We start from the raw sequence: 12412 nt of genomic DNA, 5'->3' as shown, positions 1-12412 counted from the left end.
GTTATTCCGCAGCCGCAAGGCGGGCCGAACGGACGCCGGTGGCAAGACCGCGCACCAGCGTCGAGACTGCAGAAATGGTGTGGCTCGTTGCACGGCCTTCGGCATCGAGACTGCCGGCCACCTGCGCCACGATAGCAGACCCCACCACGACGCCATCGGCCGCGGCGCCGATCGCCTGGGCATGATCGGCGGTCTTGACGCCAAAGCCGACGCAGACGGGCAGGTCCGTATGGGCCTTGATGCGGTTGACGGCAGCGGCGATCTTGGACAGATCCGGAAGCGCCGAGCCGGTAATGCCGTTCATCGAGACGTAGTAAACGAAGCCGGAGGTGTTCTTCAGAACCTTCGGCAGGCGCTTTTCATCGGTCGTCGGCGTTGCCAGGCGGATGAAGTTGATCCCCTTGGCAAGCGCCGGGATGCACAGTTCATCGTCCATTTCCGGCGGCAGGTCGACCACGATCAGACCATCAATGCCAGCTTCGAGCGCTGCATCCAGAAAACGCTCGACGCCGAACGAGTAGATCGGGTTGTAATAGCCCATCAGCACGATCGGGGTCTTCTGGTCGCCTTCACGAAAAGCGCGCGCAAGATCAAGCGTCTTGGACAGTGTCTGTCCGCCGGACAGTGCGCGATGACCGGCCATCTGAATGGCCGGGCCATCGGCCATCGGATCGGAAAACGGCATGCCGAGTTCGATCACATCGGCGCCGGCTTCCGGCAGCGCCTTCATGATGCCGAGCGACGTTTCGAAATCCGGATCGCCGCCCATGAAATAGGTAATGAGTGCCGGGCGGCCTTCAGCCTTCAGGTCGGCAAAACGTGCATCCATGCGTTCAGTCATGATCAGAGACCCATCCCCAAAAGCTTGCCGACGGTAAAGATGTCCTTGTCGCCGCGACCACAGAGGTTCATCAGGATGATCTGGTCCTTGTCCATCTTCGGCGCGCGCTTGATGACTTCGGCCAGCGCATGGCTGGGCTCAAGCGCCGGGATGATGCCCTCGGTGCGCGTCAGCATCTGGAAGGCGGCGAGCGCCTCGTCATCCTTGATCGGCACATACTCGACGCGGCCGGTATCGCGCAGCCAGGAATGTTCCGGCCCGATGCCGGGATAATCGAGACCGGCGGAGATGGAATGGCCTTCCTTGATCTGCCCGTCATCGTCCTGCAGCAGATAGGTGCGATTGCCATGCAGCACGCCGGGACGGCCAGCGGTCAGCGAGGCGCAATGCTCTTCGCCGTCCAGGCCCTTGCCGCCGGCTTCGACGCCCACAATGGACACGCTTTCGTCATCGAGGAAGGGATGGAAGAGGCCGATGGCGTTCGAGCCCCCACCCACGGCGGCCACCAGCATATCCGGCAGGCGCCCTTCGGCAGCCATCATCTGTTCGCGGGCTTCCTTGCCGATAACCGACTGGAACTCGCGCACCATTTCCGGATAGGGATGCGGGCCGGCGGCCGTGCCGATGATGTAATAGGTATCGTCGACATTGGTCACCCAGTCGCGCAGGGCCTCGTTCATCGCATCCTTCAGCGTGCCGTGGCCGGAGGTGACAGGCTTCACCTCGGCGCCCAGCAGCTTCATGCGGAAGACGTTCGGCGCCTGGCGCTCCACATCGGTCGCGCCCATGTAGACCACGCAAGGCAGGCCGAAGCGGGCGGCAACGGTGGCCGAAGCCACCCCATGCTGGCCGGCACCGGTTTCCGCGATGATGCGGGTCTTGCCCATGCGCTTGGCCAGCAGGATCTGGCCGATACAGTTGTTGATCTTGTGGCTGCCCGTGTGGTTCAGTTCATCGCGCTTGAAATAGATCTTTGCGCCGCCGAGTTCCGCCGTCAGGCGCTCGGCAAAATACATCGGGCTCGGGCGGCCGATATAATGGGTGCCGAGATGCGCAAGCTCCGCCTGGAAGGCCGGATCGGTCTTGGCCTTGTTCCACTCCTCCTGCAGGTCGAGGATCAGCGGCATCAGGGTTTCGGCCACGAAGCGGCCGCCATAGATGCCGAAACGGCCGTCTTCATCGGGGCCAGCCCGGAAGGAATTCGGTTTCAGAGCCTGGTTCACGTCTCTACTCCCTTTGATCCACTGACGCGCCACGCATCGATCCTGTCGAAGAAGGCGTTCATCTTGTCGAGGTCCTTGATACCCGGCGCGCTTTCCACGCCCGAGGACAAATCAATGCCGCTTGCCCGTGTCGCCGTCAGCGCCTGAACCACGTTATCCTTATTCAGGCCACCGGAAAGCATGTAATCGACTTGGTCGTCAAGCGCGTCCATGATCGTCCAGTCGAAGGAAACGCCGTTGCCGCCGGGAAGTTCGGAGCCTTCCGGCGCCTTGGCATCGAAGAGGAAGCGATCGGCGAGGCCCTCATAGGCGTCGATCCGGCGCAGGTCATCGGCCGTGCGCACCGAAAAGGCCTTCATGACAGGCAGTCCGAACAGGGCCTTCACCGTCAGTACGCGCTCTGCCGATTCAGCGCCGTGCAGCTGGAGGATATCCGGCTTCAGCACGGCGACGATCTCATCCAGTTCCTCATTATCGGCATTGACGGTGACGGCGACAATTTTTGCGCGTCCCCTCACCCGGTCGGCCAGAAGCCCGGCGCTCACCGGATCGATATGCCTTGGGCTCTTCTCGAAGAAGATAAAGCCGACATGGGTCGCGCCACGCGCCACCGCAAGCTCGACAGCGTCCGGCGTCTTCAATCCGCAGATTTTGATATCTGGTGTCATGGTCAGGCGGAGTCGCATGTTTTGCCCGCCAAGTCGAGCCAAATTGCTGTCTTGCGGTTCATGGTCGTCTCAGCTGAAATCGATGGCATGGAGCTGCGAACCGTTCTGCTTCAGCCAGCGCCGGGCTTCCTCCATGTTAGGGCAGAGGGTGCCGCACAAGGCCCAGAATTTTGGCCCGTGGTTCATTTCCTTCAGATGCGCCACTTCATGGGCCGCCAGATAATCAATGACCAGGGGCGGTGCCATGACGATACGCCAGGAAAAGCTCAAGTTTCCATCCCAGGAACAGGAGCCCCAGCGGCTGCGGGTATCCTTCATCGACAGCGATTTCACCGGCTTGCCAACCAGCGCTGCATGGCGCGCCACCAGGATTTCGAGATCCGCCCGCGCCTCCTTCTTCAAGAAAGTTGATAGCCGGCGGCCCAAGTGGTCCTCCAGTCCGCTGACGCGGATGACGGCCTCCCCGTCTTCCTCCGTCCGTTCGGTGAGACCTCGCAACGACCCCGTATGGACAATACGATGCGGAACACCGCGGAGAAAAAGCGTCCCGCCGGGACGCAGGCCGGAGTCATGCGAAAACTTGGCAAGTTTCACCTTCAGCCAGCCATCATAGCGCAGGAGAAAGGCGTCTATCTCACGTTTGGCAAGCCCGGTCGGCACGGTCAGGCGCAGCGCCCGTCCACCCGGCTCGATCCGCAGGGTGATGCGGCTTGCCTGATGATGTTCACGAATGGTGATCGGCATCTCGCGCTCGCCCACCTGCAGGAGGCGCTCGGTCTTCTTGGGCGGCGGCCGTGTCTTTCTGGGCTTCTTCAACAGGGCGAACATGCGGTCTTTCTAGCGAGCGCGGGTCCATCGGCGCAATAGAAAACCGGCACCTTTCGATGCCGGTCCTTTTGTTTCATCCGCCAAGCGCCGGTCAGACGGTCGGATACTGCGTATCCTGCCCGCGACCGCGACGCTCGCGCATAAAACGGTCGAATTCTTCCTGATCCTTGGCGCGGCGCAGTTCACGCAGGTAGGAATCGAATTCCTCACGCATTTCGTCCATGCGGCGGCGCTCCTCTTCCATGCGGTCGAGTTCTGCCTTGCGCCATTCGTCGAAGGCGACATTGCCGGTCGAATAGGGGTTGGTCGCAAAGGGCGACCGGCGACCCGACCGGCGCAGGCCGGAGAAGAAGCCATCGGCCCTCGCATTTGCCTCGCGCTTGAAATCGCGAAGGCGTTCGCCGAACAGGATATAGGCGAGCATGGCAAGGCCAAGCGGCCAGAAGACCACAAAGCCGAGCACCATCAGGGCGATGGTCGCCGGCGTCCATTCGGGACGTATCAATGCTTGCTGGTTCATGGATGCATGTCCTCGTTATCATACGAACCGGCCTCATGCCTGCCCGTCTGACTTCGATTTGGTAAGTGCTGCAACCACCTTCAAGAAGGGCCCTCGCCAAATCGGCAAAGGCCCTCAAATTATTTCAGGAAATCGACATGTAACCGATAGATCAGGCGCTCTTGCCGCCCTTGATGACACGCGGGGTCGCTGCCTTGCGGGCCGTCTTGGAATGGGTGCGCGCAAAGGCGAGGATGCGGGGTGCGATTTCGCGGCGGAAGCGCGAGCCGTTGAACACGCCGTAATGGCCGACATCCGGCTGCATGTAATGCTCGCGCAGGCTGTCTGGAATGTTCGGGCAGATGGTCTGCGCCGCCTTCGTCTGGCCGACGCCGGAAATATCGTCATTCTCCCCTTCGATGGTGAGAAGAGCGACGTTGCGGATGGCCGCGGTATCAACCTTGACGGACCGGTGCATCATCTCGCCCTTTGGCAGCGAGTGCTTGATGAAGACGGTATCGACCGTCTGCAGATAGAATTCCGCCGTCAGATCCATGACCGCCAGATATTCGTCGTAGAAGTCACGGTGCTTTTCGGCCGACTCCCCGTCGTTCTTCACGAGGTGCTGGAAGAATTCCTTGTGCGCCACCACATGGCGATCAAGGTTCATCGACATAAAGCCCGAGAGCTGCAGGAAGCCCGGATAGACCGGCCGCATGAAACCGGCCTGCGGCCAGGGCACTGTCATGATGACATTGTCCTTGAACCATTTCAGCGGACGGTCCTGGGCGAGCTGGTTGACAGCTGTCGGGTTGATGCGGGTGTCGATCGGCCCCCCCATCAGCGTCATCGAGGCCGGGGCGAGCGGATCGCCGGCAGCTTCCATCACCGCAGCCGCAGCAAGCACCGGCACTGACGGCTGGCACACGCCCACGACATGGGTGTCCGGTCCCAGATGATGCAACATCTCGATGATGTAGTCGATATAGTCGTCCAGATCGAAGAGGCCTTCGGTCACGGGCACATTGCGTGCATCCTGCCAATCCGTGATGTAGACGTCGGCCCCCTGCATCAGCGCTTCCACCGTGCCGCGCAGCAGAGTGGCATAATGGCCCGACATCGGCGCAACCACGAGGATCTTTGGATCAGCCTGCCGCTCTTTCGGGAGTGCGCGTTCGAAATGCAGGAGATCGCAGAACGGCTTTGCCCATACGACCTTTTCCGTGACGGCAACGGTCTCACCATCGACCGTAGTGAAGGGCAGGCCGAATTCCGGCTTCCCGTAGCGGCGCGTCATGCGCTCGAAGACTTCGAGACCCGCAGCATAAGTGCGCCCCATCGTGGTCTTGGCAAAAGGATTGAGCGGGTTGTCGTAGAGGAACCGCAGGGCTTCGGTCGAGGCGCGGAAGGGCGCCATCGCGGCGTGGTTCAACTCATAAAGCTGGTAGAACATGCGAGGCGCCACCTTTCTTGTCCGATGTACGTGCCTGCGCCGAAACAGGCGCAAACAAGATCTAGCATGGGGGAGGTAAACTAACAGGATACATGTGCGGTGCAATATCGCCAAAAGCAGCAGAGCTTTGCGCGGCGGTAACGAGCCTTCCCGTCAATGCGGGAAGAGATGAAGGGTTCCCGCAACCGCCCGTGCGGGTCCGCGCCATTGTTCGGGCAGTCTTTTTCAGTTTGCAAGGAAGCCGGCTTTACCGCCGGTTTATCAAAAGTTCACAAAGGATGTTTCACGTGAATCAATCCACAGGAAAGATTCACGTGAAACAATTTTTGATCAGATATCGAGATTGGCGACGCTCAGAGCATTCTCCTGGATGAAGTCACGGCGTGGTTCCACCTCGTCGCCCATCAGGCGGGCGAACATTCCGTCGGCATCGGTCGCATCGAGAACCTTGACCTGCAAGAGAGAGCGCACGTTCGGATCAAGCGTGGTTTCCCAGAGCTGCTCGGCATTCATCTCGCCGAGCCCCTTGTAGCGCTGCATGGAAAGCCCCTTGCGGCCGGCGGCAAAGATGGCATCGAGCAAAGCGCGCGGACCGGCGATTTCGAACTTGCCTTCCTTGCGCGACAGAACCGGCGGCGTGCCGTAGATATCGTGCAGGCGCGCCGTCATCTGGTCGATATGGCGGGCATCGGCAGAACCGATCAGCGCCACGTCGAGGAAAGCTGCTTCCTTGACGCCGCGCACCATGCGCTCGAAGCGAATACCGCCCTCGGCTGTCACATGGCCGGACCAGCCTCGTTCGGTTTCTTCGGCGATGATGTCGAGGCGACGGGCCACTTCATTCGCGGTTTCCTGGGCGCGGGCGGGATTGCCGGTCAGTTCCGGATTGAGCGCACCGGCAATGGCAGCCTGCTCGACAATGGCGCGGCTATAGCGCGAATGCAGGCCATCGAGCAGCGAGCGCAGGCGCAGCGCATCGGCAATCACATCGCGCAGATCGGCTGCGGCGCGCACTTCGCCGGAACCCAGCGTCAGCGTCGCATCCTCAAGCCCCTGGCCGATGAGGTAATCTTCCAGCGCTTTCTCGTCCTTCAGATACTGCACGGATTTACCGCGCGTGACCTTATAGAGCGGCGGCTGGGCGATATAGAGGTGGCCGCGCTCGATCAGTTCCGGCATCTGGCGGAAGAAGAAGGTGAGCAGCAGGGTTCGGATATGGGCGCCGTCGACGTCAGCATCCGTCATGATGATGATCTTGTGGTAGCGCAGCTTGTCGGCGTTGAACTCGTCCTTGCCGATGGATGTGCCGAGCGCCGTGATGAGCGTGCCGATTTCCTGGCTCGAGAGCATCTTGTCGAAGCGGGCGCGCTCCACGTTGAGGATCTTGCCGCGCAGCGGCAGGATCGCCTGGTTCTCGCGCGACCGTCCCTGCTTGGCAGAGCCGCCAGCGGAATCCCCTTCCACGAGGAAGAGTTCGGATTTGGACGGATCGCGCTCCGAGCAGTCGGCGAGCTTGCCGGGCAGCGAGGCAATATCGAGAGCCCCCTTGCGGCGGGTCAGTTCGCGGGCCTTGCGGGCCGCTTCGCGGGCAACAGCGGCCTCGACTACCTTGCCGACGAGGATCTTGGCTTCCGCCGGATGTTCCTCGAACCAAGTGCTGAGCGCCTCATTGACGAGGTTTTCAACGACCGGGCGCACTTCGGAGGAAACCAGCTTGTCCTTGGTCTGCGAGGAGAATTTCGGATCGGGCACCTTGACGGAGAGCACGGCCGTCAGGCCTTCGCGGCAGTCTTCGCCCTGCAGCGTCACCTTCTCCTTCTTGGTGATGCCGGACGTGTCGGCATAGGAGGTGACCTGGCGCGTCAGCGCGCCGCGGAAACCGGCCATATGCGTACCGCCATCGCGTTGGGGAATGTTGTTGGTAAAGCACAGCACGTTTTCATGGTAGCTGTCGTTCCACCACATGGCGACTTCGACGGTGATGCCGTCCTTCTCGCCCTTAATCGCCACAGGCGTGTTGACCAACGGCTTCTTGGAGCGATCGAGATAGCGCACGAAGGCTTCGAGGCCGCCATCGTAGAGCATTTCTTCCTGGCGGATGTCGGACTTGCGCTTGTCGGTCAAAAGAATGCGCACGCCGGAATTCAGGAAGGCCAGCTCGCGCAGGCGATGCTCCAGCGTGCCATAGTCGAATTCGATCTTGGTGAACGTCTCCGGGCTCGGCAGGAAGGTCACTTCCGTGCCGGAACGCCCCTCGTATTCGCCGATGATCTCAAGCGGTCCATCGGGCACGCCGTGGGTGAAGCTCATTTCATGAACCCGGCCGCTGCGGCGGATTTTCAGGCTGAGCTTGACGGAGAGCGCGTTGACCACGGAAACGCCCACCCCGTGCAGACCACCGGAGACCTTGTACGAGTTCTGGTCGAATTTCCCGCCCGCATGCAACTGCGTCATGATGACTTCGGCGGCAGAGACACCTTCGCCGGTATGGATATCGGTCGGGATACCGCGTCCGTTATCCGTGACAGTAACCGAGCCATCGGCGTTCAGCGTGACGGTGACGATATCGGCATGTCCGGCCAGCGCTTCGTCGATTGCGTTGTCGACGACTTCGTAGACCATATGATGAAGACCGGAGCCATCGTCCGTATCCCCGATATACATGCCGGGACGTTTACGAACCGCATCAAGCCCCTTGAGGACCTTGATCGAATCGGCTCCGTATTCTGCACTCGCGCTATCGCTGACGGGTGTATCGCTCATCAATCAACTTTCTAGTTTCTTGGCTGCGGACGGTGAGGCGTCGAATCACCGTTGTCCTTGACACGGACTATAGGAAGTTCCGGCCCCGTTTCCAAAGCTTTGGCCTGCAAAAACAGGGGATGACATGCGCCGTTAGCCCCGATTTGAGGCTTTTTCCAGCAGCTCCGTCAAGTCGTCTATCACGTCCGGTTCCAAAGTGCTAATGCGGCGCGCCAGAAGATTGGCAAGTGCCGTATATTTCGGCGGAAGGCCCGCCGTATCGACCACAACACGCGGGTCGGACGTCTCCGCCAGCATGAACAGTTCTTCCGCCTCATCCCAGATGATGTTGAAATAGCCGGCAACGCGCTGCAGGAAATCGAAGCTCGGGCGGCCACGCCGTCCATGCTCCAGCGCCGACAGATAGGCCGGAGACACACGCAGTGCCGCCGCCATCTGCTGCTGGCTCACCCCCTTGCGCAGGCGCAGCGCCCGCAGCGCTTCACCAAACGGCGTCACTACTCGCCCCCGCGGCGGCTCAGCCGGACATAGAGCGCCCCCTCGCCGCCATGCTGACGGGCTGCCGGTTCATAGGATGAGATGAGGAAGCGGAACTCGGGCTTTGAAAACCACATTGGCACAGCCCGCTTCAAGGCGCCTTCGCTGCCATAGGAACTCCCCTTGCCGGTAATCACCAGCACATGACGCAAACCCCGTTCATGGGCGCGCATCAGAAAGTCGAGAAGCATGCCATGAGCCTCGCTCTGGAACATGTCGTGAAGGTCGATCCGTGCCTCGAGCTGAAGCCGCCCCCGCGCGATCTTGCGCTTCACCGGTTTTTCGAGCGGATGATGCGACCCCTTCGGCTGCTGCTTCTTCGGCGCGGCGTCCCCCGGCTCACCGGGCGTACCCGCCACTTGGGATTGCAGCCTGCCCTTCTTCGGTTCCGGTTCCGGCGGTGTGATTTCGGCCTCGAAGGACAAAAGCTCTTCCATCCGCCCTGACAGCGGCTTCGTCGTCTTGGCGACGGTGCCCCAGAGAATGCGCTCCTCGGCGCTCAGCTTGCGTCCGCCCCTCATCCGCCGAACCGATCCGCCGCTTGCTTCGGAATGAGGATGTGGAAATCGGCGCTGTTGCGAACAGTGCCTGCCATCTCGCCGGCCGCGTCGCCCGACCCGGTAAAGATGTCACCGCGGGCCGGTCCGACAATGGCCGAGCCCGTGTCGAGCGCCAGCATCAACCGCGCAAAGGGTCGTCCGCTGTCCAGATGGGTCAGCGTGTCCGAGGTGATGAAAAAGGGAAAGCCGAACGTGTGGATCAGGCGGTCGACCGCAAGCGATCGTCCCGGCACGAGCGGCACTTTTGCAGCGGCAATCGGCCCAAGTGCCGGAACGTCCACCTCCGCCTCCCGAAAGAAGATATAGGATCGGTTATGCCAAAGAACCTCATCCACCTTAGCCGGATTTTGCGCCAACCATTTGCGGATCGACTGCATGGAAATATCGGCCGGACGGATCTCGCCGCGATCGATCAGCAGCTTGCCGATGGGTGAAAACGGATGCCCGGCCTTGCCGTCATAGGTGATCCGCCGGAGGCTGCCGTCCGGATAACGCAGCCGGGCTGCCCCCTGCACATGCGTGAAGAACACATCGACCTTGGATCGGGCCCAGGCAATCTCCAGCCCCCTGCCCTTCAGATATCCCTGATCGATGTCACTTCGGTCCGGATAGGGATCGATCACACCGGACCTCTCGCGGCCAAAGGCGTAGGAGGACGGCATATCCGCCGGACGGTTGCTGTCATCGAGATCGACGAGATCGGCCGGCCGCCGATAAAACGGAAATGGATAGCCGGATTCCTCGCTCTCCGAAACTTCGACCTCCGGTTCGTAGAAGGCAGTGACGAAACCCGGTTTTGCCTCGGGCTGCTCGATGCGGAAGGGAATACAATGGGTCTCGAAAAAAGCACGGGCAGAGGCTGCATCCGTGATCTCAGCCTGACCGGCCGCTAGAAGAAGCGGACGCAGATCACTGGCGCTCAACCCGAGCGATCCCGTTCGATATGGCTTGCCGCGTTCCAGATGCGCAAGACACTGGCGCATGACTGAAAAGAGGGGGCGGGGATCGTCGATCTCCCACCCCCTCAAATCGGAGAATGCCAGGCGCGTCAGCGAAAAGGGTTGGGAAGAGGTCATTGCTCGGATTCGGTCGCTACCAGCTTCCAGTTCGGGTCACGCGAGCGAAGGTCGCGGGCGAAGGTCCAGATATCGGTCACTTCCGCCACGGTTTCCGCATCTCCGTCGATCAGCGATCCGGCCTTGTCATAGGTTGCCGAAATCAGCTGGCTGACGATCCGCAGCGTGATCTGCTCGTCGTGATCTTTGACCGAGGCGTGGGTGATGTCGGCCTTGTCGATGCCGACGAAGGTCGATTTCACCACCTCGCCGCGCGCCTCGCGCTCGCGGATGGCCGCATCAAACCCTTCGAAAACCTCCTTTGAGAGGAGGCCGTTCAAAGTTTTGCGATCGCCATCGGCAAACGCCATCACGATCATTTCATAGGCCATGCGGGCGCCGGCCAGAAATTCCTTCGGACGAAAGCTCGGATCGGCCTTCACCAGATCCCGCAGGCCATCGTTCAAGGGCGTGCCCGGTTTTGCCACAGCATCGATTTCGCTCCAGCGCTGCTCATCATCCACGGCCTCCCGACGGGGCAGTGTTACCACCTTGCCATCATCGGCAGCCGGCGCACGGGCCGTATCGCGGGGGCTGAACGGATCTGCAGGCGGCTTCTCGTGACCGGTGCGGCGGCCGAGCACACTGCGCAATTGCAGGAAGATCAGCACCGCTGCCACGAGAAAAAACAGAGTTATGAAATCGTTCGCGCCCATTTTCACCCGCAGTATCGTTGGAATTGAAGAGGTTCCACCTCATATAGTCTGATATGACGCTCATTCAAAGAGCGGGACCCTGTCTTCCCGTTCGCGCCCTGTCACCGTGCTCCAAGGATCTCATGCGCCTCTTCCTGTTTCCGCTTCTTCTCCTCGGCCTTCCGCTCGCAGAAATCGCCGGCTTCGTCATGGTCGGACGCTGGCTTGGCGTCTGGCCGACGCTTGGCCTGGTCATCCTGTCCGGCCTGGTCGGCGCTACGTTGTTGCGCGTGCAGGGGTTGGGTGTGCTGCGCCAGATCCAGACGGAAGGACGCGAGGGCCGCGTGCCGGCAGAAGCGATCATCCATGGCGCGCTGATTGTCTTTGCGGCCATTCTTTTGATCCTCCCCGGCTTCCTCACCGACATTTTCGGCCTCTTGCTGTTCATCCCGCCAGTGCGCACGCTTCTTTGGGGCCTGATCGGCCAGAAGGTGGTGGTCAGGACGGGCTATTCAGCCTCGGCGGGACCTGCTGATCCGTTCGGCGATCGTCCGCGCAATCGCCCATCAAGCGACCGCACGCTGGATCTTGGATCCGAGGATTACCATCGCAAGTCGAACCCCTCCTCCCACTGGTCCAACGGGCTGGATCGCAAGCCCGACGACAGAGGCTAAACGTGGCCCCGGAAGGGGCATGACAGGCATGCCGGCCCCTGCCAAAGGGTTGTAAGGGCGAAGTCTAAGTGATAGACGGCGCAAAAGATCGAAGCCGAGGAACAGCCAATGGCAAACGAAAACGAAACGCAGTCCCCTTCCCTGACTATTCTTGCGCAGTACACCAAGGATCTTTCCTTCGAGAACCCGGGCGCACCGCATTCGCTGCAGGCCCGTGACAAGGCTCCGGCGATCAACATCAATGTCAACGTCAATGCCAATCCGCTGTCGGAAACCGATTTCGATGTCGTGCTGACGTTGAATGCCGAAGCCAAGGATGGCGACAAGGTGGTCTTTGCTGCCGAACTCGTTTACGGCGGCGTTTTCCGCATCACCGGCTTCCCGCAGGAGCACATGCTGCCGGTTCTCTTCATCGAGTGCCCGCGCCTGCTCTTCCCCTTTGCCCGTCAGATCATTTCCGACGTGACCCGCAATGGCGGTTTCCCGCCGCTGATGATCGACCCGATTGATTTTGGCCAGATGTTTGCGCAGCGCGTTGCGGAAGAACAGGTCCGCTCGAAGGTTCAGCCGCTGAACAGCTGATCGGCCTTGCCCAATTGCCTATCGAAAAAGCCCG

At 60.9% G+C, this 12412-nt stretch carries 13 protein-coding genes; 2 read left to right on the top strand and 11 right to left on the bottom strand.

The annotated features are described in order from the left end of the window. Nucleotide 1: 1 nt before the first annotated feature. The 11 genes from trpA to J2858_RS21215 form a co-directional block, all read right to left on the bottom strand. Nucleotides 2–841 (bottom strand): tryptophan synthase subunit alpha, encoded by an 840-nt coding sequence (gene trpA / locus J2858_RS21265; RefSeq protein ID WP_210106864.1) that lies wholly within the window; start codon nucleotides 839–841, stop codon nucleotides 2–4. A gap of 2 nt (nucleotides 842–843) precedes the next feature. Continuing rightward, nucleotides 844–2064, bottom strand: a complete 1221-nt coding sequence (trpB, locus tag J2858_RS21260; RefSeq protein ID WP_210106863.1) for a tryptophan synthase subunit beta — start codon at nucleotides 2062–2064, stop codon at nucleotides 844–846. Continuing rightward, the gene (locus tag J2858_RS21255; RefSeq protein WP_210106862.1) at nucleotides 2061–2732 is read right to left on the bottom strand and encodes a phosphoribosylanthranilate isomerase; all 672 of its coding nucleotides are present in this window, start codon (nucleotides 2730–2732) and stop codon (nucleotides 2061–2063) included. Before J2858_RS21255 ends, trpB begins: the two co-directional genes overlap by 4 nt. Nucleotides 2733–2801: 69 nt before the next feature. Beyond that, on the bottom strand, nucleotides 2802–3560 hold the full coding sequence (locus J2858_RS21250) for a M48 family metallopeptidase (RefSeq protein WP_210106861.1): 759 nt from the start codon (nucleotides 3558–3560) through the stop codon (nucleotides 2802–2804). A 91-nt stretch (nucleotides 3561–3651) separates the two neighbouring features. Next, nucleotides 3652–4080: a DUF2852 domain-containing protein gene (locus tag J2858_RS21245; RefSeq protein WP_210106860.1), complete on the bottom strand. Its 429-nt coding sequence runs from the start codon at nucleotides 4078–4080 to the stop codon at nucleotides 3652–3654. A 151-nt stretch (nucleotides 4081–4231) separates the two neighbouring features. Next, entirely contained in the window at nucleotides 4232–5512 is a 1281-nt protein-coding gene (locus tag J2858_RS21240; protein ID WP_210106859.1) for a polyhydroxyalkanoate depolymerase, read from the bottom strand. 330 nt (nucleotides 5513–5842) lie between these two features. After that, nucleotides 5843–8275, bottom strand: a complete 2433-nt coding sequence (gene gyrB / locus J2858_RS21235) for a DNA topoisomerase (ATP-hydrolyzing) subunit B (RefSeq protein WP_210106858.1) — start codon at nucleotides 8273–8275, stop codon at nucleotides 5843–5845. 132 nt (nucleotides 8276–8407) lie between these two features. Next, nucleotides 8408–8773 (bottom strand): helix-turn-helix domain-containing protein, encoded by a 366-nt coding sequence (locus tag J2858_RS21230; RefSeq protein ID WP_210106857.1) that lies wholly within the window; start codon nucleotides 8771–8773, stop codon nucleotides 8408–8410. Next, a complete protein-coding gene (locus J2858_RS21225; RefSeq protein ID WP_210106856.1) occupies nucleotides 8773–9333 on the bottom strand; it encodes a Smr/MutS family protein in 561 nt (186 codons plus the stop codon). The genes J2858_RS21230 and J2858_RS21225 overlap by 1 nt, the downstream gene beginning before the upstream one ends. After that, nucleotides 9330–10448 (bottom strand): murein transglycosylase A, encoded by a 1119-nt coding sequence (mltA, locus tag J2858_RS21220; RefSeq protein WP_210106855.1) that lies wholly within the window; start codon nucleotides 10446–10448, stop codon nucleotides 9330–9332. Before mltA ends, J2858_RS21225 begins: the two co-directional genes overlap by 4 nt. Continuing rightward, nucleotides 10445–11143: a Tim44/TimA family putative adaptor protein gene (locus J2858_RS21215; protein ID WP_210106909.1), complete on the bottom strand. Its 699-nt coding sequence runs from the start codon at nucleotides 11141–11143 to the stop codon at nucleotides 10445–10447. The genes mltA and J2858_RS21215 overlap by 4 nt, the downstream gene beginning before the upstream one ends. 122 nt (nucleotides 11144–11265) lie before the next feature. Here J2858_RS21215 and J2858_RS21210 point away from each other — a divergent pair, with 122 nt between their 5' ends. Together J2858_RS21210 and secB are read left to right on the top strand one after the other, a co-directional pair. Beyond that, entirely contained in the window at nucleotides 11266–11796 is a 531-nt protein-coding gene (locus J2858_RS21210; protein WP_210106854.1) for an FxsA family protein, read from the top strand. 108 nt (nucleotides 11797–11904) lie between these two features. Continuing rightward, complete coding sequence (secB, locus tag J2858_RS21205; RefSeq protein ID WP_210106853.1) at nucleotides 11905–12378, top strand: protein-export chaperone SecB; 474 nt, start codon at nucleotides 11905–11907, stop codon at nucleotides 12376–12378. Nucleotides 12379–12412 lie beyond the last annotated feature (34 nt).

Source organism: Neorhizobium galegae (assembly GCF_017877135.1).
Taxonomy (GTDB): domain Bacteria; phylum Pseudomonadota; class Alphaproteobacteria; order Rhizobiales; family Rhizobiaceae; genus Neorhizobium; species Neorhizobium galegae_A.
This window is presented reverse-complemented; position numbering and strand designations above follow the sequence as displayed.

Bases quoted from the DNA above. Each gene is read 5' to 3' on its own strand.
- trpA (WP_210106864.1), bottom strand. From the start codon at position 841: ATGACTGAACGCATGGATGCACGTTTTGCCGACCTGAAGGCTGAAGGC.
- J2858_RS21255 (WP_210106862.1), bottom strand. From the start codon at position 2,732: ATGACACCAGATATCAAAATCTGCGGATTGAAGACGCCGGACGCTGTC.
- J2858_RS21250 (WP_210106861.1), bottom strand. From the start codon at position 3,560: ATGTTCGCCCTGTTGAAGAAGCCCAGAAAGACACGGCCGCCGCCCAAG.
- J2858_RS21245 (WP_210106860.1), bottom strand. From the start codon at position 4,080: ATGAACCAGCAAGCATTGATACGTCCCGAATGGACGCCGGCGACCATC.
- J2858_RS21240 (WP_210106859.1), bottom strand. From the start codon at position 5,512: ATGTTCTACCAGCTTTATGAGTTGAACCACGCCGCGATGGCGCCCTTC.
- gyrB (WP_210106858.1), bottom strand. From the start codon at position 8,275: ATGAGCGATACACCCGTCAGCGATAGCGCGAGTGCAGAATACGGAGCC.
- J2858_RS21225 (WP_210106856.1), bottom strand. From the start codon at position 9,333: ATGAGGGGCGGACGCAAGCTGAGCGCCGAGGAGCGCATTCTCTGGGGC.
- mltA (WP_210106855.1), bottom strand. From the start codon at position 10,448: ATGACCTCTTCCCAACCCTTTTCGCTGACGCGCCTGGCATTCTCCGAT.
- J2858_RS21215 (WP_210106909.1), bottom strand. From the start codon at position 11,143: ATGGGCGCGAACGATTTCATAACTCTGTTTTTTCTCGTGGCAGCGGTG.
- J2858_RS21210 (WP_210106854.1), top strand. From the start codon at position 11,266: ATGCGCCTCTTCCTGTTTCCGCTTCTTCTCCTCGGCCTTCCGCTCGCA.
- secB (WP_210106853.1), top strand. From the start codon at position 11,905: ATGGCAAACGAAAACGAAACGCAGTCCCCTTCCCTGACTATTCTTGCG.